Source organism: Streptomyces sp. x-19 (assembly GCF_046549115.1).
Taxonomy (GTDB): domain Bacteria; phylum Actinomycetota; class Actinomycetes; order Streptomycetales; family Streptomycetaceae; genus Streptomyces; species Streptomyces albulus_C.
The window spans coordinates 262,593-283,825 of the sequence record NZ_JAJPWK010000003.1 but is presented as its reverse complement, the minus strand read 5'-3'; the positions used below and the strand labels follow the sequence as shown (position 1 = coordinate 283,825).

The following is a 21,233-nucleotide window of genomic DNA, read 5'->3' as shown; positions in this document are numbered from 1 at the left end:
CCCGCCCGGAGCACGGTCCGGGCGGGCCTCAGAGCGCGGCCGGATCGACCGCCCGGGCCATCACCCGGTACCCCTCGTCGCCCGGGTGCTTGAAGTCCCCGCTGTCGTAGGCGGACCGCAGCGCCTGCGGGTCGGCCGGATCCGCCAGCGCCGCCGCGAAGTCGGCCACCGCGTCGAACGCGCCCGCCGTCCGGATCCACGCGTTGACCGCCCGGCGCTTCGCCTCCGCGCCCGGCGTGTGGTACTCCGACCCCTTGAACGGCAGGATCGTCCCCCCGACGACCCGCACGCCGGCCGCGTGCGCCCGCACGATCAACTCCCGGTATCCCGCCGCGAGTTGCTCCACCGCGTTGTCCGGGTTGGGCTTGTACGTCGGCAGGTCGACCTCGCTGAAGCCGATGTCGTTCAGCCCGACCAGCACCACCACCGAGCGCACGCCCGGCTGCGCCAGCACGTCGCGCTCGAAGCGCGCCCCGGCCGACTCGCCGAACCACGGCGAGTCGTTCAGCAGCAGGTTCCCGCCGATGCCCAGGTTGAGGACGCGCAGCGGACGGCCCTCGGCCGCCAACCGCTCGGCCAGCGCGTCCGAGTACCGCCGGTCGGCGTCGACGCTCGACCCGAAGCCGTCGGTGAGCGAGTCGCCGAAGAGCACCACGGCGTCCCGCCGCGCCGGGCCGTCGTCCGCCAACTCCACCGCGGCCAGGTAGTACCAGGACACCGACGTCTCCCCGAAGACCGCCGGGTCCACCTCCCCCAACTGCGCGCCGGCGGCCCGGTACGCGGTGGCCCACGCCTGCGCGTGGAAGGTGGCCGGTCCGGTCGGCCCGGCGAAGTGCAGCGAGACGGTCAACGACTCCAGCGCCGCCACGCTCACCTCCGCCGCGTCGCTGTGGACCTCGCCGCCGGCCGGGATCCGCACCGACGCCGCCCCGTCGAAGGTCAGCGGACGCACCGACCCGGGCGCCACCGCCGCCCCGGCGCCGGACCGGGCGATGCTCGCGCCGGACACCTCCAGCGGCGCGGTCCCGTACCGGTTGGAGAGCCTGATCCGGGCCCGGGTCCCGGAGCCGGTGACCCGCACGGTCTGCCGCACGGTCTGGTCGGCGAACCCCTCCTCGGCCCAGTTCTCGTGGAAGCCCACGCTCGGCCGCTGCACGGCGGTGGCCCAACCTGCGCTCCAGGCAAGGGAGTTGTCGTTGCTGTTCATAGGGGTGGACTGCCTCTCGGTCATCTGCTCGGTGGCGACGACCAGGAGTCTGCCGACCGGCGCGCGGGCCACCCAGACACCCGTCGGTGGTACCCACCGGATGCCTACCAACGCCGGGGTCACCCTCCGCGGCGGCCGCCCGCCGCTACCCGGCGCCCCCGAGCTCCGCACCCGCCCCGACCAGCACCACCTCCAGCGTCCGCGGACCGTGCACCCCCTCCACCCGGTCCAACTCGATGTCGCTGGTGGCGGACGGCCCCGAGATCCACGTCAACGGGCGCCGCGGGGACAGCCGCGGTAGCGCCTGAGGGACCGAGTCGACGACCTGGTCGGCCACCCGCACCACGCAGACGTGGTGGTCCGGGACCAGGGTGATCCGGCGCCGCCCCTGGTCCGGGCCGCCGTCCAGGACCAGCGTGCCGGTCTCCGCGACGGCCACCGCACACCCCGTCACCACGCTGTCCACCGCGTCGAGGTCCCGTGCGGTGTCCGCGGCCCGGTCCGGTACGACGCTGACGTCGGCGGCGGACAACCAACGCGGATCCAGCCCGGGCGGAACCACCACCGTCCGCGCCCCGCGCGCCGCCAACAACCGGCCGATCAACGCCGGCAGCTCGGCGGGCGCACAGCGGTGCACCAGCGCCCGGTAGTCCGCGAGGTTCACCGCGAGCAGCTCCACGGTCTCCTCCGGCGTCCGGGCCCCGTGCACCCGGCGGTAGTCGCGGGGCACCGGCGGATCGTAGGGGCCCTCGCCGCGCGGCACGTCGGCCAGCGCCCGCCGCACCCGCGCCAACACCACGTCCCTGCTGCTCACGTGCGACCTCCTCGCTCGGGCCCGGCGGCGCCGCCCCGGGTGCGTTGCCACCAGTCGCGGAACGATTCCGCGGGCACCGCCGGCAGCGCCCGGGTGTCGGACCAGGCGCGGCCCGGCCCCGGCAGCCGGCGCGGATGCAACCGACGGGTCCGCGCGGCCAGGCGCATCCCGCCGCGCAGCGCGCCCGGATGGTCGAAGGCCCAGGCGGCGGCGCGCATCGCGGCCCGCTCCGCCGCGTGCCCCTTGGCGGGTTTGAGCACCACCCGGGCCCCGTGCCGGGTGACCGGGCCGCCCTCCACCACCCGCTCCCGCAGGTGCACCAGCACCTCGGGGATGTCGATCGCCACCGGGCACACCTCGTAGCACGCCCCGCACAGCGACGAGGCGTACGGCAACGACTGCTCCAACGGGCCTGCCACACCGCGCAGTTGAGGGGTGAGGATGGCGCCGATCGGACCGGGGTAGGGCGATCCGTAGGCGTGTCCGCCGGCCCGCTCGTACACCGGGCAGACGTTCAGGCAGGCCGAGCAGCGGATACAGCGCAGCGCCTGCCGGCCCACGGTGTCCGCCAGGGTGTCGGTCCGCCCGTTGTCGAGCAGCACGAGGTGGAAGGTCCGCGGCCCGTCGCCGTCCGTCGTCCCGGTCCAGGTGGTGGTGTACGGGTTCATCCGCTCGGCCGTCGACGAGCGCGGCAGCAGTTGGAGGAAGACCTCCAGGTCCTGCCAGGTCGGCACGGTCTTCTCGATCCCGACGACCGAGATCAGGGTCTCCGGCAGGGTCAGGCACATCCGGCCGTTGCCCTCGGACTCCACGACCACCAGGGTGCCGGACTCGGCGACCATGAAGTTGGCGCCGGAGATGCCCACCTTGGCGGTGAGGAACTTCTCCCGCAGGTGCAGCCGGGCCGCCTCCGCCAGTGCGGCGGGGGAGTCGGACAGCCCCTCGGGCGCCGGGCGGCCCCACTTGCCCATCTCCCGGCGGAAGACGTCCCGGATCTCGGCGCGGTTGCGGTGGATCGCCGGCACCAGGATGTGCGACGGCAGGTCGTCACCGAGCTGCACGATCAGCTCCGCCAGGTCCGTCTCGTACGCCCGGATGCCGGCGTCGGCCAGCGCTTCGTTGAGGCCGATCTCCTGGGTGGCCATCGACTTGACCTTGACGACCTCGCGCTCACCGGTCTCCCGGACCAGCCGGGCCACGATCCGGTTGGCCTCGTCGGCGTCCGCCGCCCAGTGCACCCGGCCGCCCGCGGCGACCACGGACTCCTCCAACTGCTCCAGATAGTGGTCGAGGTGACGGAGCGTCCGGTCCTTGATCGCGGCGCCCGCGGCCCGCAGCTGCGCCCAGTCGTCCAACTCGGCCACCGCCCTGGCCCGCTTGTCGCGGATGGTGTGGGTGGCGTGGGCGAGGTTGGCCCGCAGCCGGGTGTCGCGGGTGGAGACGGCCGCCGCCCGGGGGAACGCCGGCATGCCCAGGAAACTTCGGCTCATCGCGCACCGCCTCGATCGCCGTCGCCCGGGAGCGCGGGGCCGGTCGGCCCCGCGTCGGCCTCCGTGCTGGCCAGGATCTCCGCGAGGTGCACCGGGCGGACCGTCGAACCCTGCCGGGCGAGCATGCCCCCGACGTGCAGCAGACAGGAGTTGTCGACCGTGCACAGTGCCTGCGCACCGGTCCCGGTCACCGCACGGACCTTGTCGGCGCCCATCGCGGCCGACACCGCCGGGTTCTTCACCGCGAACGTCCCGCCGAACCCGCAGCACTCCTCGGCGCCCGGCAGCTCCTTCAGCGTCAGCCCGCGCACCCGCTCCAGCAGCCGCCGCGGCCGGTCGCCGAGCCCGAGCACCCGCAGCCCGTGGCAGGTGGGGTGGTAGGTGACGGTGTGCGGGTAGTACGCGCCGACGTCGGTCACCCCCAACACGTCCACCAGGAACTCCGTCAGCTCGTACGTCTTGGGCACGGCCCGCGCCGCGGCCTCGGCCAGCTCCCGGCCGCGCCCCTCCGCCGCGGCCTTCGCCGCGATCCGCGGGAAGTTGTCGCGCACCATCGCGGCGCAGGAACCGGACGGGGTCACCACGTACGCGTGGTCCGCGAACGCCCGGTCGAAGCGGCGCACCAGCGGCTCGGTGGCGTGCCGGTACCCGGTGTTGAACTGCGGCTGCCCGCAGCAGCTCTGCGCGGCCGGGAAGTCGACGTCGACGCCCAGCCGTTCCAGCAGCGTCACCACCGCCCGCCCGGTCCGTGGCCGGAGCGTGTCGTTGATGCAGGTGACGAACAGTGCTACCCGCACGGTGCCTCCTCCTCGCGGTCCCCTCCCGGCGCGCCGCCGACCCGACGGCGTCCCCGGGTGTTGCGGTCGTGTTGCCGGCGCATGGCCACCGCCTTTCGGAGTGCCGACGGCCGGACTTCGCGCGCCAAGTCCCTGGCGGCCGACCGCCTCGCCGGTACATGATCACCTGTCGGATCATCCTGCCCCAGCGACGGGCCCAGGAGAAGGACCGGAAGTGGAGGACCATGTCGAGCACACCGCCCATAACCGAGGACCGGGCACCCGAGGGTGACCACCGGCCGTCGCAGCTGCGGCAACTGGCCGCCGCGTCCGTCGGCAACACCGTCGAGTGGTACGACTGGTACGCCTACTCCTTCCTGGCGGTCTACTTCGCCGACCAGGTCTTCCCCAAGAGCGCCGGGAACTCCCTGGTGCCGCTGCTGTCCTCCTTCGCGGTCTTCGCCGTCGGCTTCTTCATGCGCCCGGTCGGCGGGCTGCTGATGGGGGCCGTCGCCGACCGGCGCGGCCGGCGCGCCGCACTGACCCTCACCATCTTGCTGATGGGCGGCGGCAGCCTGCTGGTCGCGCTCACCCCCACCTACGCGGCGACCGGCGTGCTCGCGCCGGTCGTGCTGGTCATCGCCCGCCTGGTGCAGGGCCTTTCGGTGGGCGGCGAGTTCGCCGCGTCCACCACGTTCCTGGTGGAGTCCGCCGGACCGGGCCGCCGCGGCCTGTTCTCCAGCTTCCAGTACGTCTCCACCACCCTCGGCCAACTGCTCGCCTCCGGCACCGGAGCGCTGCTCGCCGCGCTGCTCACCGAGCACCAGATGGGCCAGTGGGGGTGGCGGATCGCGTTCCTCATCGGTGCCCTGCTGAGCCTGCTCGGGCTGTGGATCCGGCGCGGCGCCCGGGAGACCCTGCCACAGGCCCCCGACGCCGACCCGACGGCACGCCCCGCCGCCACCGAGCAGCACACCGCCCGCCCCGGCCTCTTCGAGGGCCTGCGCCGCTACCCGCGGCAGTCGCTCCTGATCTGCGGCATCACCGCCGGCGGCACCATCGCCTACTACACCTGGACGACCTACCTGCCCACCTACGCCCAGGTCAACGCCGGTTTCGACAAGGGCGAAGCGCTGACCGTCGGCACCCTGTCGCTGGTCTTCTTCGCGCTGATCCAGCCGCTCGGCGGGCTGCTCTCGGACCGGATCGGACGCAAGCCGCTGCTGCTCACCTTCGCGCTGGGCTTCGCGGTGCTGGCCGTGCCGCTGCTCCACCTGGTCACCGACTCCTTCGCCGCACTGCTGCTGGTGCAGTGCGCGGGCATGGTGCTGCTCACCGGCTACACCTCGATCGCCGCCGCGGTGAACGCCGAGGTCTTCCCGGCCCGGGTGCGGGCCGCCGGCATCGGCTTCCCGTACTCGCTGACCGTCGCGCTCTTCGGCGGCACCGCCCCGTACGTCGGCACCTGGTTCAAGCAGGCCGGCCACCCGGACCTCTTCCCCTGGTACGTCGCGGTGCTGTGCCTGGTGTCGTTCTTCGTCTACCTGGTGCTGCCGGAGACCGCCCGCCGGCCCCTGGACGGGTAGCCGCCGGCGGCGAACCGGGCGACCCGCCCGGGCACGCGGAAGGCGCCGCCCCCCTGGGACGAGGGGAGCGGCGCCTGGTGGTGCTGCAAGTCCGTCAGACGAGCCAGCCCACGAAGTGGACGATGCCGGCAAGCAGGCTGGTGAGGAAGTTCATCTGGCTCTGTCTCCTAGCGAATTGCGTTGTGGGACCAACTCTCCGGCCCAGCAAGGGATGTCAGCCGGAGGCGCCGTGACGGTCTGCAGCCCGTCGCTTGCGCCCCGTAAGCATCACCCGCCGCCGGGGGAACGGGGAAGCCGTTCCGTGCTCGACCACGCTTTTCGGCGAACACTCGATCCGGCGTTCGTTTGTTCCCATGCGTGCGGGGGATTGCGGCGGGCTTCGGGGCACTTCGGCTGTCGGACAAGGCGCCCGGGCGCGGCGCCGTCCCGGAGGGGCCACCGCCGGTCCGGTTCCGGGGTGCGCGGCCCACCGGCGCCGCCCCGGTGGAAGACTGGCGGTACGCGCCCGACCGGGTGCGGTGCGGGCACGTCGGACCACGGACGCGGGGAGACGCAGATGGCTGACAGACAACAGGGCCGGGAGGGCGCTCCGGGGCGGCCCCAGCGCCGGCCGGTCGTCGCGCTGTACGAGCGGATGGTGGAGGCCATCCGGGGCGGCGCCTACCCGCCGGGATCCACCCTGCCGACCGAGCCCCGGCTGGCCGCCGAGTTGGGGGTGAGCCGGCCGGCGCTGCGGGAGGCGTTGATCCTGCTCCAGGAGGACGGCGTGATCACCGTGCGGCGCGGGGTGGGGCGCACCGTCAACCACCACCTTCCGCCGCGCGGCTTCGAGTTCCTCAAGCCGGTCGAGGCGCTGCTCGGCGAGGGGCGTCAGGTGGTGACGGCGCCGCTGGCCCGCACCCGCGAGGAGCCGACCGACTTCTCCACCCAGCACCTGGTCCTGCCGGCCCACGGTGAAGTGCGCTTCTGGGAGAGCGTGATCGAGGTCGGCGGACTCCCGGCCTGCCTGACCCAGGAGTGGGCCGCGGACGAGACGGTGGCGCAGCTGCTGCCGGACGCCGTGGCGGCGTTCGACGGGCCCGCCGCCCGGACCTCGTCGATGCTGGGCCTGCTCCTGGACGCCGGCCGCGGACTGCCGCTGACCGGCAGCAGCACCATCGTGGCGACGACGCTCGGCCGGCAGCGCGGCGCCCAGCTCGGGCGTTCCGCCGACACCCCCGGAGTGCTGGTCACCCAGGTCGTCCGGCTCGACCGCACACCGCTGCTGGCGGCCAAGCACATGCTGCCGCCGGGCGCCCCGGCCCTGCCGGTGTGGCAGGCGCGCTGAGCGGCGCGCGAGGCCCGCACCCCACCCGGCGCCGGCGTGCGCCGGCCGGCTCCCGGCCGTCCGGCGCTGCGGTGGCGGCTCACCCCCGCCCTGTCCCGGGAGCCTGTCCGACAAGGTGAGGTCGCGTCCCCCGGCCTTCCGGAGCCTCGGCGGCACGGCCGGCCGCGGCGGACCGCGCCGGTCCGGCCGGCGCCTCCGCCAGAAGCCGGCGGATCTCGCGGACCGCGGCGCGCCCCGCCCGGTTGGCGCCGATGGTGCTGGCGGACGGCCCGTAGCCGACGAGGTGCACCCGGGGGTCCCGCACGACCCGGGTCCCGGCCATCCGGATCCCGCCGCCGGCCTCCCGCAGCCGGAGCGGCGCGAGGTGGTCGACGGCGGCCCGGAACCCGGTCGCGTAGAGCAGCACGTCGGCCGCGACGGTCCGCCCGTCGTCCCAGGCCACGCCGTCCGGGGTGACCCGTGCGAAGAGCGGCAGCCGGTCCAGGACGCCGCTCTCCCGGGCGTGCCGGACGGCCTCGGTCATCGGCAGTCCGGTCACGCTCACCACACTGCGCGGCGGCAGCCCCTGCCGGACCCGCTCGGCCACCAGCGCGACCGCCGCCCGACCCTCGTCCGCGCCGAACGGCCCGGAGCGGAACACCGGCGGCCGCCGGGTCACCCAGGTCGTCGCCGTCGCGACCGGCGCGATCTCGGTCAGCTGCTGGACGGCCGAGGTGCCGCCGCCGACCACCACCACCCGGGCGCCGCGGAACTCCGCCGGACCGCGGTACTGCGCGCTGTGCAGCTGCCGCCCGCGGAAGTCTTGCTGGCCGGGGAAGCGCGGCCAGAACGGCCGGTCCCAGGTCCCGGTCGCGTTGATCACCGCCCGCGCCGCGTAGTCGCCCCGCGAGGTCTCCACCCGCAGCCGCCCGTCATCGCCGTCCCGGACCGCGGTGACGCTCACCGGCCGGTGCACCCGCAGCCCGAACCGCCGCTCGTAGGCGGCGAAGTAGCCGCCGATCACCTCCGCCGACGGTCGCGCCGGATCGGCGTCGGTCAGCGTCATGCCGGGTAGCGCGTGCATGCCGTGCACCTTGTCGTAGGTCAGCGTCGGCCACCGGAACTGCCAGGCACCGCCCGGCTGCGGGGAGTGGTCGAACACCACGAAGTCCACGTCCGGGCGGTAGCCGGTGCGCCGCAGGTGGAAGGCGGCGGCCAGGCCGGCCTGACCGGCGCCGATCACCACGACCTCGATGTCCCGCACCCCGAAGTAGTTCATGCTTCTACTAACTCGGGGTGGGGGCGGGATCTTCCCACCGACCCCGAGCCGCCCGCGCCGCTCAGCGCCCGCCCGCGATCAGCAGCGGCGCCCCGCCGGGGGCCGAGGCCGGCCGGCCGTTCGCCGCCGGCACCCCGGCCAGCGGGGCCGGCCCGGCGTCCAGCAGCCCCCGCGCGGCGAGCTCCGGCCGAACGCCCTCGCCGAACCAGTACGCCTCCTCCAGGTGCGGGTACCCGGACAGCACGAAGTGCTCGATGCCGAGCGCGTGGTACTCCTCGATCCGGTCCGCCACCTCCGCGTGACTGCCGACCAGCGCGGTCCCCGCGCCGCCCCGCACCAGTCCCACGCCCGCCCACAGGTTGGGCGAGATCTCCAGCTTGTCCCGGGAGCCGCCGTGCAGCGCGAGCATCCGCTGCTGCCCGACGGACTCGCTCTTGCCCAGCGCCTGTTGGGCGGCGGCGACGGTGTCCGGGTCGAGGTCGTCCAGCAGCCGGTTCGCCGTTGCCCACGCCTCCTTCGCGGTGTCCCGCGAGAGGGTGTGCAGCCGGATCCCGAACCGGACCGTGCGGCCCTCCCGCTCGGCCAGGCCCCGAATCCAGTCGATCTTCTGCCGCACCTGCTCCGGCGGCTCGCCCCAGGTCAGATAGACGTCGACGTTCCGCGCGGCCACCGGCCCGGCCGCCGCCGACGACCCGCCGAAGAACACCTCCGGCAGCGGGTCCGGCGGCAGGGCCGTCAGCCCGCCCTCGACCTGGTAGTGCGCGCCGTCGAAGTCGAACGGCCGGCCGCTCCACACCCCCCGCACGACCTGGAGGAACTCGTCCGTCCTGGCGTACCGCTGGTCGTGGTCGAGGTGGTCCCCGAACCGCTTCTGCTCGGTCGAGTCCCCGCCGGTGACCACGTTCAGCAGCAGCCGCCCCCGCGAGACCCGCTGGAACGTGGCGGCCATCTGCGCGGCCAGCACCGGCGAGATCACCCCCGGCCGGAACGCCACCAGGAACTTCAGTCGCTCGGTGACCTGAGTCAGCGCCATCGTCGTCAGCCAGGCGTCCTCGCACCACGTGCCGGTCGGGGTGAGCACCGCCTCGAACCCCAACTGCTCGGCGGCCTTGGCGATCTGCGCCAGATACTCGACGTCCGGGGCGCGCACCCCGCTCACCGGGGTGATCCGTTCCCGCCGGACGCCCCCGTCGGTGTACGCGTGCCGGTCGACCAGGGTCCGGCCGTCCCCGCCGGTCGGCAGGAACCAGTGCAGGTGTACGGACATGTCAGTGGGCCTTTCCGTAGGTGCGCGGCGCCGTGCCCGAAGGCGGCAGACCGCCGTTGAACCGGGGATCGACCAACTCCCCGAAGTCGAACGAGCGCGGGATCAGCTTCAACGCGGCGAACGCGTCCACGATCCGCTGCTCGGAGGCGATGGCGGCCTTGTCCACGGCCACCGGCACCGCCGTCCCCCTCGTCCGCTTGACCGCGTCCAGTGCCACCTCCTCCGGCAGCCCGGTCGCCTTCGCCCACGCCTTCGCCCAGTCCGCCGGATGCTTGAACACCCAGTCCTGGGCCCGCCGCAGCCGCGCCGTGTAGTCCTTCAGAGCCCCCGCCTTCGCCCTGTCGTCCAGTGCGGCGGGCGCCGCGACCTGGAAGCTCAGGCCGTTCACCAACCCTTGACCGGTCGTCAGAATGCGGGCGCCGGACTGGTCGAGCGCCTGCGAGGTGTACGGGTCCCACACCGCCCAGGCATCCACCTTGCCCCGCGTGAAGGCGGCCAGTGCGTCCGCCGGTTGGAGGTAGTTGAGCGTGACGTCCTTCGGGCTCAGTCCCGCCGCCTTCAGTGACGCGACCAACTGGTAGTTGGCCGAACTGCCCTGCGCCACCGCGATCGACTTGCCCTTCAGCTCCGCCGGGCTCTTCAGCGGCGAGTCCTTCTTCACCAGGATCGCCTCGCCGTCCGACCGGCTGTGCGACCCCGCGATCACCTTGATCTTCGAATGCGCGGCCCCGGCGAAGACGGGGGGCGTGTTGCCGACCGCGCCGACGTCCACCGCCCCCGCGTTGACGGCCTCCAGCAGTGGCGGCCCCGAGGTGAACGTCGACCACTTGATCTTGTAGGGCAGGTCGTCCAACTCGCCCGCGGCCCGCAGCATCGCCTCCGAACCGCCCTTCTGATCACCGACGTTGAGGGTCAGCGACCCCTTGCCGTCGGTGTGCCCGCCCACGCCGCCGGTCCCGTCGGCGCGCGAGGCGCCCCCGCAGGCCGTCAGCGCCATGCCGAGGGGCAGCGCCGCCAGCGCGAGGGCGAGCCGACGGCGTCCCGCCGCCCGACCGCCGGTGAGTGCAGGTCTCATGAGAGGTCCGTCCGTTCTGCCGAGCTGTGGTGGGAAGGTGGGGAGGGGGGAAGGGGGAAGGAGAGTGGGGTCACGGGGGTCGAGGTGATGCCGGGGGCGGTGACTGGGGCGGTGACTGGGGCTCGGGGCCGTGCCGCACGCGGAGCGCGCGACCGGACGCCGCCTCAGGCAGCCACCGTCGTCCGTTCCTCCGTCGGTGCATCCGCCGCCCCCTCCCCGTCGCCGTCCGCGTCCGTGACGCCCAGACGGGCGAGGAGCCGGGTGCGCAGTGCGGCGCACCGCGGATCGGCGACATCCCGGGGCCGGGGCAGGTCCACCACCGTCTCGGACGTGATCCGGCCGTCCTCCATGACCAGGACGCGATCGGCCAGCAACAACGCCTCCTCCACGTCATGGGTGACCAGCAGCACCGCGCACCCCCGCTCCTGCCACACCTCGGACACCAGGCGTTGCGCCTTGATCCGGGTCAGTGCGTCCAGCGCGCCGAACGGCTCGTCGAGCAGCAGCAGATCCGGGTCGCGCACCAGCGCCCGCGCCAGCGACGCCCGCTGCGCCTCGCCCCCGGAGAGCGTCTTGGGCCAGGCATCCGCCCGGTGATCGAGCCCCACCTCCGCCAACGCCCGTTCGGCCGAGGCCCGTTCGGGACGGCCGGGAAGCCCCAGCAGGACGTTCCGCCAGACTCGCTTCCACGGCATCAGTCGCGGTGCCTGGAACGCCACCGCCTTGCGCCGCGGGACCCACACCTCGCCCCGGATCTCCCGATCCAGCCCGGCCAACACCCGCAACAGGGTCGACTTCCCGCACCCGCTGCGTCCCAGCAACGCCACGAACTCGCCGTCCCGAAGCTCCAGTTGAAGCCCGTCGATGACCGGTCGCCCGTCGAACTCCCGCACCAGTTCCGCGACCCGCACGGTGAGCCGCACGCCACCCGGGGCATCCGCGGGCGGCGGCGCACCGGTTCCGCTCCCGTGGGGGATTCCTGCCTCGGGGCTCACTGCCCCGTGAACGTCGGTCGCCACTGCAACAACAGCCTTTCGAGGGTACGGACGAGGAAATCGGCGAGCAGCCCGAGGACCGCGTAGACCACCAGGCACACGACGATCACGTCGGTGCGGAAGAACTCCCGTGCCTGGTTCATCAGGAAGCCCAACCCGTCGTCGGCGTTGACCTGTTCACCGAAGACCAGGGCCAGCCAGGCGGTCGCCAGCGCGTACCGCAACCCGGTCATGGCGCCGGGCAGCGCCCCGGGCAGCACCACGTGCCGGACCAACCCCCACCGGCCCAGCCCGAGCGCGTTCCCGGCCTCCACCAACTGCGCGTCCACGCCCCGAATGCCGGCGTACACGTTCAGATACAGATGGAACGCCACCCCGACCGCGATCAACGCGATCTTCGGGGCCTCACCGATCCCCAACCAGATGATGAAGAGCGGGATCACCCCCACCCACGGGATCGACCGCAACATCTGCACCGTCGCGTCGACCAGATCCTCACCCAGCCGCGAGAGCCCCGACACCAACGCCAACGCGATCCCGACGACCGCACCCAACAACAGGCCCACGAGGACCCGTTGCAGCGACACCCCCATCGCCGACGTCAACGTCCCGTCCGCGACCAGACCGCCGCCCGTCCGGGCGATGTCCACCGGCGACGCCAACAGATCCGCCGGCAGCACCCCGCCGGCGCTCAACGCCTGCCACACCACGACCAGCCCGACGGGCCCCACGGCCCGCCGCACCCACCGCGGCACCACCCACCGCCGTCCCGACACCGGCACCACCCGGGACAGCTCGACGGCCCCGCCCGGCACCACCGACGCCCCGACCGCAACCCGCCCGGCCACGGCAGCCTGCTCACCGCTCATACACACCCCAGACACACGGGCACCGGGCGAGCACACCACGCCACACCGCGAGGCCGCGCCATCGCGCACGCATCACGGATCCGGCGCCCGAGGCACCCGGCACACACAGGAAGGAAAACTCAGCGAGAACCGCAGAACGCGAACGGAGAGAACGTCAGCAACAGCGGCCGCGACGGCAACACGCGGCGGAGGCCACCCGCAGCAGGTCGATGTGACCGCGCGTGGTGAGCAGGGCTGACGTAGACATGCCGCCGAACGTAGCGCCGCCCGCAGAGACCGGTCAAACCCCCGTCTCGGCCACTGGACCTTTGTTGCCACAGCATTGCCCGCCTCCCCACCGCCACCCGCAACCGGCTACCCCCACTCCCCGCTGGTGGCGTCCGACGCGCGCCCGCCACCGTTTGGGAAGATCGCCGCATGGCTGCAACCTTCACGACACGAGAAATCGACGTACACACCGGCTCCACGGAGACGGTCCACGACCTGACCGCGGCGTGCCTGTCCTTCCTCCGGGACACCGCACAAGGCCGCGACGGCCTGCTCAACGTCTTCACGCCACACGCAACGACGGGCGTGGCCCTCCTGGAAACCGGCGCCGGCAGCGACGACGACCTCCTGTCCGCCCTCCGCGACCTCCTCCCCGCGGACGACCGCTGGCACCACCGCCACGGCACCCCCGGCCACGGCCGCGACCACGTCCTCCCCGCCCTCGTCCCCCCACACGCCACCCTCCCCGTCCTCGCGGGCGAACTCGCCCTCGGTACGTGGCAGTCGGTGTGCCTGGTGGACACGAACGTGGACAATCCGGACCGGCGGGTGCGGTTGAGTTTTCTGGGTTAGGGCATGGCGTCGCCGGGACCGTAGAGGTGAAGTCCGGCCGCACCAAACGATCTGCGGAGCGCTGTAGAGGAGCCGTCTCGGAGCTGTTGACGCAGTGATCGAGTCTTGGCTGCGGAGTCTGGTGGTACAAGGCTCATGATGGTGCTGAACTGCTGAACTGCTGAACTGCTGAACTGCTGAACTGCTGAACGGCTGAAATGGCGGACGTGGCAGGCGCTGACGGGGCGTTGGTCCGTGTACGGTCCGGATCTGGGCTGCAATCGTTGAGAGCTGGGGACTCGCTGTCAAGCGTCGCTCGCGAGGGGAAAACGCCGCGGAGGGAAGGTGGGTAACCGTGTGTTGGCTCGGCGACCTGCGTGGAGTCCGTTGTCATCGTCGGCATGGCTGATGAGCTGGCCACAAGGGGCCTCTCCGCACCGGTTCTCGGACCGAAAGCGACTCGCAGGCGATCCTCCCGCGCAGTCCCGCCGCCATCAGATGCTGTCGGGCAGCGATGTGAGCCCCCGGAGTTGAAGTATCACGCAGTGGTGCGACGAACGCGCCGGTGCGCAGTGTTGGTGTGCGATCCGGCGCGTTCGACAGATATCAGCGGTCAGTACTTGACGGTGATCTTGTTGACATTCAGGTACGTGTTGGGGGAATCGTTCCCGTTGAGGTTGGAGTAGTTGAAGTAGTACGTGCCCTTGCCCGGTTGCCCGAAGTTCGAGGTGCCGCAGGAGTTATTGTGCCGCTTCAGTACCGGGTCGGGGCGGAGGCTTATATCCTTCTTGAACTGCAGACCGGCGTACTTGAAAGCGGGCGGGTAGGTCGTGGAGCAGCCGGAGAACTGCACCGTGGTTGTGCCCGCACTGCTGTTTTTCGTCCAGTGCCGTGACTCCTTGCCGGTTGCCCAGCCCTTTGCATGAGAGGTCCAGGAGCCCTCGGCGTGGGCGGTTCCCATGGTGAGGGAGACGGCGGCCAACGGTCCAACAGCGAGTATCGCCATATTACGCATGGAAGATGCGCCTTTCTTTCTTGTTCGGCTGGTCAAAGCCAATGAGTTCGATGCGCTGGATGTGGGACCCTGGTCAGGCGTAGGCCGTACGGGATGAACGTCGGCGCAGCGTGGTCAGGCCCGCGCAGAAGAGAACGCCGGCGGCGGCAGCGCCGAGAGCGATCCGGTCGTTAGTGTCGTACAGCGGCCAGGCCCACCAGTACGGGCGCCCGCCCGGCCCGTGGCCGAAGAGGCCGCACAGCAAGGGGATTGCCATGACGGCGACCGGCGCGTAACGGGATCCGGTGCACCGGCGGATGATGAGGCCGGCTCCCAGGTAGCCGATGAGGTTACGGAACACCCCGAAGGACAATGGGAAATCCAGCAATTGCCGTTCGACGAGCCCGAATACCAGCGCCGCCAGGGCAGTGATCAGCAGGACTGCCAGCCACCACCGCGTAAGCGGGCGCACGGAGCCTGCTTCCAGGTCCTCTGGTGTGCGTTCCATGGCATACAGCAGCACGCAGGACGGGATCACCGGGAGCAGAAGCGGAACCGAAACTCCTGCGGCATTGCCGGAAAACAGAGACGGGATGGGCAGGGATGACTCCGCCAGCAGGGGTGCGAGCAGGAAGCAGAGCAACAGTGAAGCTGCACTCGCGGCCACGGCATGTACCCGCAACCACCAGATCATGACGAGGCCCTCTTCCTGTCGGATGTCGCTCCGAAGGCCGAAGGCGCCAGCTCAGGCTTCACGGAGCAGTCGCGTACAGACCGCATGTTGCGCTCGTACCAGGCGTGCTGCTGGGGGTGGGACAGCTTGCGGACCTGTTCGGCCCGTGCGACATCCTCCTCGGCCCAGTGGTCGAGGAGCTCGCTGGGCTTGAGCCCGGCGGCCATGGCCAACCACGGGTGGATCGCGGAGGCGGCGTTGGCCCCAGGGTACGGATGATCCTGGGCGCAGCGTGGGAGCTGCTCCGGCAGCACGCTGGTGGCGATCTCCTCCAGGTTTATGGTGCGCTGCGGGGCGATCGTGCCGGGGCTGTACCGCTCCGGCACCGAGACTCCCACCATATGCAGGCGCTCCTGCGCCTGTTGCCACAGGTGGGCGAACTGCTCCTGATGTGGGCGTTGTTCGGGCCAGGTGCACACCACGGGCCGTGACCCGTTGCATTGGTACAGCGCACGGTCACGTGCCTGCGTCGTCGTGAAGCCGAGCGGTACGGCGAGGGCGAGTGACCCCGCGAGCGCTGCCCCGACCAACACGCAGCTGATGACCGTGCGCCGTTGGCCTCGCCGTAGCGTCAGCAACAGTGCGACCGCTGCGATGATCCCCGCGTACAGCGTGAGCGTCGCAGCCGCACTGCGGGCCGACGGGACCTGGTCAAGGCTCGCCCCCAGGCTGACGCCCTGCCCGTTGAGGTGCCGCAGCCAAGCGGGGGTGGCGAGCGAGGCGGGCCAGAACCCCCAGAAGTAGCCGATGCCGAGCATCACGGCGGCACCGAGAAGCCTGGGCATGCGTCTCCCGACGATGTACCCCACAGCGATGTGTCCCAGTACGACCACCACGGCCATGGTCAGCAACAGCACGTTGGGGAATCCGTACCCGCCCAGCGCCTCCGTACCGCTGGCCAGGAGTGCGACCGCAAGAGCAACGACGCCCAGCACCGCGGTCGGGAGCAACTGAGCGCAGGCGATCCGGACGGGGAAACGGACAGGTGCCCAGTCGTCCACGTCCGCAGCGGCCAGGCGCGATCCTTCCCATGCGGCGCAGGCACCGCAGACGGCGGTGGTGAACCCCAGAAGGAGGAGCGAATTGGAGGTGGCAGCTTCCCAATAAGCATCCTTCCCGGCAGGGTCACTGCCGCTGAGCCACACCAACCCAGGTAGGAGAATCAAGGCCGCCCATAGAGTGGGCCCTGAGCGCAGAACAGTGGTCAGGCGCATCGCGAACTACACCTCCCCGCGGACGAGTTCGTGGTAAGCCCGTTCGGCGCGGCGTTCGGCGGGCACGTCGTGTGGAGCGCGATCGAGGAACTCCCCAACACTGCCGTGGAAGACGACGCGTCCACGGTCGAGTACCACGACCGTCGCGTAGATGTCCGCTAGGTCTTCCGTCTGATGGGTGGAGACGATGAAGGAGACGCGGTTCGCGAGTTCGCCGATCAGATCCCGGAACACCTTGCGCTGAGTGGGGTCCAGGCCGGCCGTGGGTTCATCGAGTAGCACCACCTCGGCATCGTGGATCAATGCCTGGGCAATACCAAGCCGGCGGAGCTGGCCACCGGACAACTCATGACTGCGCCGACCGGCGAGCTGACTGAGTCTGACCCTTTCCAACGCGTCACCGGAGCGGTCCCAGGCATCCCGCCGTGACAGTCCCTTCAGCCACCCCGCGTAGGCAGCCTGCTCGCGAACTGTAAGTCCTGGCACGGGCTTGATGTTCTGTGGCAACCAGCCAACGCGCTTCCGGTACGTCGCACGGTCCTTGCGTCGGGCACTGTCCAGGGGACCGAGGGCCACGGCGCCGGAGGCCGGGGTGCGAATCGATGCGCCGAGCGACAACAGCGTCGACTTGCCCGCCCCGTTGGGTCCCAGCAACACGGTGCAGCCAGCGGGGAATCCAAACGACAGGCTGTCCAGGACGGGCACGCCGGCGCGATAGCTGTACGAACACTGACGGAAGTGAAGGGGCACGGCCTCTCCCAGAGGTAGACGCGGGAGGCCGGGCCGCCGAGCATGCACGCCCAGCGGCCCGGCGCCTTGATGCGATCAGTACTTGACGGTGATCTTGTTAACGTTCAAGTAAGTCCGCGGCGCATCATTGCCGTTGAGGTTGGAGTAGTTGAAGTAGTACGTGCCCTTGCCCGGCTGCCCGAAGTTCGAGGTCCCGCAGTAGTTGTTATGCCGCTTCAGTACCGGGTCGGGGCGGAGGCTGATGTCTTTCTTGAACTGCAGGCCGGCGTACTTGAAACCCGGCGCATTCGACGTGGAGCAGCCGGAGAACTGCACTGTGGTCGTGCCCGCGCTGCTGTTCTTTGTCCAGTGCCGGGACTCCTTACCCGTCACCCAGCCACTCGCGTATGAAGTGAAGGAACCCTCCGCGTGGGCGGTGCCAGCGGTGAGGGATATCGCGGCCAGGGTTCCGGCGGCGAGGATAGTTGCCTTGCGCATGTAATGCGCACCTCCTCTAGTAACACATGATTCCGACTGATGGGCCGGTTTCACGGCTTCAGTGACAAAAGTGAGCGCTCGCTCCAGATTTGAACATGAATGATCATGATGGATCAAATTTTCGTAAAGTCTCGTTGGAGGTGCTCGTGAGCCTCCTGTCGTCTAAGGGCTCTCTCGCAACTGCCGGTCCCTGGTGGGATGAACTTGCGGTGGCTGGTGTGACAGCGTCGTCGGAGCCGTCTTGAATGGCCCCGTTCACTGGGCTGGGCCCACGGCAGCTCGCGAGCTGGTCACTGCGGTGCGGCGCGAGGGAGCAAGCGCGGTGCGCAAGGGCCGGCCGTGGAGCCTGACACAGGAGGGCCGGCCTCCTGCGGGTAGTGGCCTACTGGCATGCGAACTTAATGTGGCGGCAGCGCGCTCCGCTGCTCGGACTGTTGAAGTCAGCCGCTGACCGCATCATCGGCCACCTCGAGTCATTGCTCGTGCTCCAGCCCCGCGAGCGGTTCCACGAGGACGCCGTGCCGCTCACCGACGGCACCCTCGTCCCACGCGGGATCACACGGTTGCCGAGCAGCCGAAGGGCTACCGGTACTCGACTCCAGTAGACCGGACAGCCCGCGAGAACGATGTTCATGAGTTCGGCCATGGAGCCTGCGGGTCTCTCCATGCGGCGGGTGTACAGCAGCGCCCAGCGAAGGCGCCTCTTCTGTTCAAGGTCTCGGATTTCGGACGCGCGGAGCAGGGCCGTGTAATGCACGCGTTTTATGGTCGATGCGTCGCGCGGTGGCTCGTGGAACGAAGTCGCACTCGTGAGTTTGCCGTTCGGCGTGTCGCCATTCTCAAGTGTTCCAAGGGGACGATCGCCAGCAGCGCGCGGATGTCGCCGCCCTTGATGTCTGGCTACACCCCTCGGCAGCCCCGCAGGATGACTTTCAACACCGCATCGGGGCAGGAGAGTTGTTCAAACTGATCCACATCAAGCTGCTAGGCCACAGGGGCAAGGCGAGCGCGGTATCTGATGCCGCTGGCGTGGTAGGGGCAATCAGTCCGGCCTTTCCGATAGGGAATGATTCAGCCAAAATGTTGGGACCTTCTCTGGGGCATGCCGCATCGGCATCACGGGGCTCATTGAGGAATCCGCAGCAAGTGAGCCTATAGTGCGCCAAGTTACTGCCTAGTCACGGGGACGGGGTGAATCTGCGATTCTCGCCACGCCCTGTGGGTCAGGTGACATCCGCAGCTTCAGGCATGTCTAGTGACGCCATGAACGATCTGGGGGGCGAACGGAACGTATGGGCCGACGAAGGGCTCGCACGCAGGCTCAAGGCCCTGGCTTGCACAGCGCCCTTGCACGACCTCGATATTCGCAAGGCGAAACTGCCATGGCTGGACGGCTCTCAGTACCAGATGGCCGAAGTGGCTCTGCAGATCATTGATCACGTGGCCATCGCGATGGACTTCGACATAGGGGCGAACCACGAACAGGTCCTGCTCAGGGCCGGGGGTTTCGTCGGCTGGCAGGCACCTGACCGCCCGGCCGACGAGCACACACGCGTCGCCGGATGAGTGCTCGACTCCCTGATCAACGTACGGGACTCGGAAAGGGGTTTTCGCCGTTTCTACGGAGAGGTGGATGGCGCTGGCGCCTACGCGCTGAGGAAGTGGGACTTCAAGCTGATCGAAGAGCGTTCGGACAGCAACGGGGACCTGTATCTGCGTGCTTCCAACGAGGCGTTGAACGTTCTGGTCGGAGCGTTGGACACGGATGTGGAATCGGCTCAGATCGCCGCCGAGGTGAGGTTGCACAACCTTATCGGCAGGGGGCGGCTGGCCGACGCGAAGGCCGTGGCTGAGCAGGCCCGTATCCGCACCATTCAGTACGCGGTGATCATCCGCGCACAACTCGACGCCACGAGCCGGAATGTGGCGACGGTCGACTGGACGGACGAGGTGCCGGACCTCCTCAACGAGGCTCTTGACCACGTCGACCACCGGCTCCAGGAAGAGTCCGCGATCGCCCGGTCCGTTTCCACCGATCGTGACCAGTCCGAGGACCCGGTCCGTAGGAGACAGGCCGCCGACCTGGTCGACATCGTGGAGGACTGCATTCGCCGGCACACTCGGTTGCAGATCCGTTTGCGCGGCGCTCGCACGCTCTTCCTCGACGAACAGGACCGTCAGCAGTTCTCCGGCACTGCCCTCAGGGCTTCGGTGGACGTGTACGGCGACCTCCTTCAGCCCGTGCTCGGGCTCACGCTGGCCGATGCCTTCCATCCGGTGCGTTCCTTCTACGAGCAGTCCGTAGGGCCGACGGCGGATGACCAGCTTTGTCTGTCCACGCTGGTTCCCGCGCTGCTCGCCCCGTCTCCCGAACGAGCCCGGTTCGCGGGCGAGGAGGAGGAGCCGGAGCTCGTACCGGTCGTGGAAGTGCGCGGGTACACCGACGAGCAGCAGCGCGTGGCCGAGTCCTTGCTCGATCTGACGGACGAGGCGCGGCCGTTGTCCGAGCTGCTGGAGGAGGCCGCTGCTTTCGATCCAGAACTCCCCGACCTGCTTGCCTTGTTGGCACTACGAGCCTTCAGTCCGCAACTGGGGGCGGCGTTGAGTGAAGGAGCCGACCGTGTCCTGCTCGCCGTGTCGGCAGAGGCCCCCTTGGACAGCCAAGGGTTCAAGGGCGACGACCTGTTGCTGACGTATGCGGCATTCGACCGCGCGGCTCTGGACGCCGACCGTCTGGAGAGGAACAGCGGACGATCATGACCATCGAGACCATGGCCGAGGACGCGGAGGCCGCGGGCCGACTCATCGGCTACGGCTTCAGACCCAAAGTCCGCCCCGCGCGTGACAGCGCCTACGCGGCACTCGTGAAGCGCTATGCCGAGGATCCGGACTTCGAGACGCTCGTCACCCGGTACGCAGTGGGAATGGGGCTGAGGGTCATCGCGGTCACTTCGCGCGCTGGCATGGTGCATACCGCGCTGCCGGGGTCGGCCTTCGAGACTCGGATGGACCAGTACGCCCGGCACGTGCGGATGCGGGAGAGTCGCGAGGCCGAGCGCATCCTGTACGGCATCACGCACCTGGCTGTCGCGGCCCTGGCCTTCCCCCGGCCTGAAGACTTGGCGGATGACGGCTATCAGGGCAAGGTCCGGGTGTCGTCGATCGATCAACTCGTGCGATCGGTGTGCCGAGTGCTGGCGGAACGCGTCGCTGAGAGCGAGGAGTCGCAGGATCCGCTGGCTGAAACTCCGGAGCTGGAGAGGGCCTGGCGGGCTTACGAGCGTCGGCCCGAAGTTGCCCCCACCAAGGGTGGACGATCAGGGGCATCGGCCACCCGCAGCCTCATAGGCCGGGCTCTCGCGCACCTCGTCGACCGCGGAATGTTCCTCCAGGGCAGGGCCGACTCCGAGGGCGGGGAGAAGATCTTCGTCGCCACCCACCGCTATCAGGTTCACGTGCGCGAACTGGCCACCACGCGTGCCTACGAAGAACTGACCGCACTTGGGGTGCTGCCTCCCATCGCTGGGACCGGGACGCTCCGAACCACCCGCGCCGAGACGCTGTACGACTAGGAGAACCGCG

The 21,233-nt window shown here is 70.4% G+C and carries 21 protein-coding genes and 1 pseudogene; 7 read left to right on the top strand and 15 right to left on the bottom strand.

Translation table 11 applies throughout. The features are described from left to right. Nucleotides 1–28: 28 nt before the first annotated feature. From ACLJT4_RS09945 to ACLJT4_RS09930, 4 genes are all read right to left on the bottom strand, one after another. Entirely contained in the window at nt 29–1,207 is a 1,179-nt protein-coding gene (locus tag ACLJT4_RS09945) for an SGNH/GDSL hydrolase family protein (RefSeq protein WP_411122348.1), read from the bottom strand. 145 nt (nt 1,208–1,352) lie between these two features. Beyond that, nucleotides 1,353–2,021 (bottom strand): LutC/YkgG family protein, encoded by a 669-nt coding sequence (locus ACLJT4_RS09940; RefSeq protein ID WP_411121938.1) that lies wholly within the window; start codon nt 2,019–2,021, stop codon nt 1,353–1,355. Next, complete coding sequence (locus ACLJT4_RS09935) at nt 2,018–3,511, bottom strand: lactate utilization protein B (protein WP_411121937.1); 1,494 nt, start codon at nt 3,509–3,511, stop codon at nt 2,018–2,020. Before ACLJT4_RS09935 ends, ACLJT4_RS09940 begins: the two co-directional genes overlap by 4 nt. Then, complete coding sequence (locus ACLJT4_RS09930; RefSeq protein ID WP_411121936.1) at nt 3,508–4,308, bottom strand: (Fe-S)-binding protein; 801 nt, start codon at nt 4,306–4,308, stop codon at nt 3,508–3,510. Before ACLJT4_RS09930 ends, ACLJT4_RS09935 begins: the two co-directional genes overlap by 4 nt. Before the next feature lie 224 nt (nt 4,309–4,532). Here ACLJT4_RS09930 and ACLJT4_RS09925 point away from each other — a divergent pair, with 224 nt between their 5' ends. Beyond that, nucleotides 4,533–5,873, top strand: a complete 1,341-nt coding sequence (locus tag ACLJT4_RS09925; RefSeq protein WP_411121935.1) for an MFS transporter — start codon at nt 4,533–4,535, stop codon at nt 5,871–5,873. A gap of 556 nt (nt 5,874–6,429) precedes the next feature. After that, nucleotides 6,430–7,200, top strand: a complete 771-nt coding sequence (locus tag ACLJT4_RS09920; RefSeq protein WP_233656635.1) for a GntR family transcriptional regulator — start codon at nt 6,430–6,432, stop codon at nt 7,198–7,200. A 79-nt stretch (nt 7,201–7,279) separates the two neighbouring features. On the opposite strand, the gene ACLJT4_RS09915 is transcribed toward ACLJT4_RS09920, so the two are convergent. From ACLJT4_RS09915 to ACLJT4_RS09890, 6 genes are all read right to left on the bottom strand, one after another. Next, nucleotides 7,280–8,458: an NAD(P)-binding domain-containing protein gene (locus ACLJT4_RS09915; protein ID WP_411121934.1), complete on the bottom strand. Its 1,179-nt coding sequence runs from the start codon at nt 8,456–8,458 to the stop codon at nt 7,280–7,282. Between the two features lie 61 nt (nt 8,459–8,519). Continuing rightward, nucleotides 8,520–9,725, bottom strand: a complete 1,206-nt coding sequence (locus ACLJT4_RS09910; RefSeq protein ID WP_411121933.1) for an LLM class flavin-dependent oxidoreductase — start codon at nt 9,723–9,725, stop codon at nt 8,520–8,522. A gap of 1 nt (nt 9,726) precedes the next feature. Continuing rightward, on the bottom strand, nt 9,727–10,800 hold the full coding sequence (locus tag ACLJT4_RS09905) for an ABC transporter substrate-binding protein (protein ID WP_411121932.1): 1,074 nt from the start codon (nt 10,798–10,800) through the stop codon (nt 9,727–9,729). 164 nt (nt 10,801–10,964) lie between these two features. Continuing rightward, complete coding sequence (locus tag ACLJT4_RS09900) at nt 10,965–11,819, bottom strand: ABC transporter ATP-binding protein (RefSeq protein ID WP_411121931.1); 855 nt, start codon at nt 11,817–11,819, stop codon at nt 10,965–10,967. After that, nucleotides 11,792–12,664 (bottom strand): ABC transporter permease, encoded by an 873-nt coding sequence (locus ACLJT4_RS09895; protein ID WP_411121930.1) that lies wholly within the window; start codon nt 12,662–12,664, stop codon nt 11,792–11,794. The genes ACLJT4_RS09900 and ACLJT4_RS09895 overlap by 28 nt, the downstream gene beginning before the upstream one ends. Nucleotides 12,665–12,818: 154 nt before the next feature. After that, complete coding sequence (locus ACLJT4_RS09890) at nt 12,819–12,911, bottom strand: putative leader peptide (protein WP_317623392.1); 93 nt, start codon at nt 12,909–12,911, stop codon at nt 12,819–12,821. A gap of 170 nt (nt 12,912–13,081) precedes the next feature. Between ACLJT4_RS09890 and ACLJT4_RS09885 the strand changes: the two genes are divergently transcribed. Beyond that, nucleotides 13,082–13,504, top strand: a complete 423-nt coding sequence (locus ACLJT4_RS09885; RefSeq protein WP_411121929.1) for a YjbQ family protein — start codon at nt 13,082–13,084, stop codon at nt 13,502–13,504. Between the two features lie 592 nt (nt 13,505–14,096). Here ACLJT4_RS09885 and ACLJT4_RS09880 read toward each other — a convergent pair. From ACLJT4_RS09880 to ACLJT4_RS09860, 5 genes are all read right to left on the bottom strand, one after another. Then, nucleotides 14,097–14,489 (bottom strand): hypothetical protein, encoded by a 393-nt coding sequence (locus ACLJT4_RS09880; RefSeq protein ID WP_411121928.1) that lies wholly within the window; start codon nt 14,487–14,489, stop codon nt 14,097–14,099. Between the two features lie 82 nt (nt 14,490–14,571). Beyond that, on the bottom strand, nt 14,572–15,171 hold the full coding sequence (locus ACLJT4_RS09875) for a hypothetical protein (protein WP_411121927.1): 600 nt from the start codon (nt 15,169–15,171) through the stop codon (nt 14,572–14,574). Then, on the bottom strand, nt 15,168–16,211 hold the full coding sequence (locus ACLJT4_RS09870) for a hypothetical protein (RefSeq protein ID WP_411121926.1): 1,044 nt from the start codon (nt 16,209–16,211) through the stop codon (nt 15,168–15,170). Before ACLJT4_RS09870 ends, ACLJT4_RS09875 begins: the two co-directional genes overlap by 4 nt. A 219-nt stretch (nt 16,212–16,430) precedes the next feature. Continuing rightward, nucleotides 16,431–17,174, bottom strand: coding sequence for an ATP-binding cassette domain-containing protein (locus ACLJT4_RS09865; RefSeq protein WP_411121925.1), 744 nt, complete (start codon nt 17,172–17,174; stop codon nt 16,431–16,433). Between the two features lie 75 nt (nt 17,175–17,249). Continuing rightward, nucleotides 17,250–17,651, bottom strand: a complete 402-nt coding sequence (locus tag ACLJT4_RS09860; protein ID WP_411121924.1) for a hypothetical protein — start codon at nt 17,649–17,651, stop codon at nt 17,250–17,252. Between the two features lie 245 nt (nt 17,652–17,896). Between ACLJT4_RS09860 and ACLJT4_RS09855 the strand changes: the two are divergent. The 4 genes and pseudogenes from ACLJT4_RS09855 to ACLJT4_RS09840 form a co-directional block, all read left to right on the top strand. Then, nucleotides 17,897–18,249 (top strand): annotated as a pseudogene (locus tag ACLJT4_RS09855) (IS5/IS1182 family transposase); the annotation flags it as partial. Nucleotides 18,250–18,914: 665 nt separating this feature from the next. Then, nucleotides 18,915–19,217: a hypothetical protein gene (locus tag ACLJT4_RS09850; RefSeq protein ID WP_411121923.1), complete on the top strand. Its 303-nt coding sequence runs from the start codon at nt 18,915–18,917 to the stop codon at nt 19,215–19,217. After that, the gene (locus tag ACLJT4_RS09845) at nt 19,218–20,411 is read left to right on the top strand and encodes a hypothetical protein (RefSeq protein WP_411121922.1); all 1,194 of its coding nucleotides are present in this window, start codon (nt 19,218–19,220) and stop codon (nt 20,409–20,411) included. It abuts the gene before it with no gap. Beyond that, a complete protein-coding gene (locus ACLJT4_RS09840; protein WP_411121921.1) occupies nt 20,408–21,223 on the top strand; it encodes a hypothetical protein in 816 nt (271 codons plus the stop codon). Before ACLJT4_RS09845 ends, ACLJT4_RS09840 begins: the two co-directional genes overlap by 4 nt. Nucleotides 21,224–21,233: the final 10 nt, after the last annotated feature.

What these genes read in the sequence shown, in the direction of transcription:
- ACLJT4_RS09880 (WP_411121928.1), bottom strand. Translation starts at nt 14,489, where the DNA reads ATGGCGATACTCGCTGTTGGACCGTTGGCCGCCGTCTCCCTCACCATG.
- ACLJT4_RS09840 (WP_411121921.1), top strand. Translation starts at nt 20,408, where the DNA reads ATGACCATCGAGACCATGGCCGAGGACGCGGAGGCCGCGGGCCGACTC.
- ACLJT4_RS09915 (WP_411121934.1), bottom strand. Translation starts at nt 8,458, where the DNA reads ATGAACTACTTCGGGGTGCGGGACATCGAGGTCGTGGTGATCGGCGCC.
- ACLJT4_RS09850 (WP_411121923.1), top strand. Translation starts at nt 18,915, where the DNA reads ATGAACGATCTGGGGGGCGAACGGAACGTATGGGCCGACGAAGGGCTC.
- ACLJT4_RS09905 (WP_411121932.1), bottom strand. Translation starts at nt 10,800, where the DNA reads ATGAGACCTGCACTCACCGGCGGTCGGGCGGCGGGACGCCGTCGGCTC.
- ACLJT4_RS09935 (WP_411121937.1), bottom strand. Translation starts at nt 3,511, where the DNA reads ATGAGCCGAAGTTTCCTGGGCATGCCGGCGTTCCCCCGGGCGGCGGCC.
- ACLJT4_RS09910 (WP_411121933.1), bottom strand. Translation starts at nt 9,725, where the DNA reads ATGTCCGTACACCTGCACTGGTTCCTGCCGACCGGCGGGGACGGCCGG.
- ACLJT4_RS09945 (WP_411122348.1), bottom strand. Translation starts at nt 1,207, where the DNA reads ATGAACAGCAACGACAACTCCCTTGCCTGGAGCGCAGGTTGGGCCACC.
- ACLJT4_RS09885 (WP_411121929.1), top strand. Translation starts at nt 13,082, where the DNA reads ATGGCTGCAACCTTCACGACACGAGAAATCGACGTACACACCGGCTCC.
- ACLJT4_RS09925 (WP_411121935.1), top strand. Translation starts at nt 4,533, where the DNA reads ATGTCGAGCACACCGCCCATAACCGAGGACCGGGCACCCGAGGGTGAC.
- ACLJT4_RS09890 (WP_317623392.1), bottom strand. Translation starts at nt 12,911, where the DNA reads ATGTCTACGTCAGCCCTGCTCACCACGCGCGGTCACATCGACCTGCTG.
- ACLJT4_RS09895 (WP_411121930.1), bottom strand. Translation starts at nt 12,664, where the DNA reads ATGAGCGGTGAGCAGGCTGCCGTGGCCGGGCGGGTTGCGGTCGGGGCG.
- ACLJT4_RS09920 (WP_233656635.1), top strand. Translation starts at nt 6,430, where the DNA reads ATGGCTGACAGACAACAGGGCCGGGAGGGCGCTCCGGGGCGGCCCCAG.
- ACLJT4_RS09860 (WP_411121924.1), bottom strand. Translation starts at nt 17,651, where the DNA reads ATGCGCAAGGCAACTATCCTCGCCGCCGGAACCCTGGCCGCGATATCC.
- ACLJT4_RS09875 (WP_411121927.1), bottom strand. Translation starts at nt 15,171, where the DNA reads ATGATCTGGTGGTTGCGGGTACATGCCGTGGCCGCGAGTGCAGCTTCA.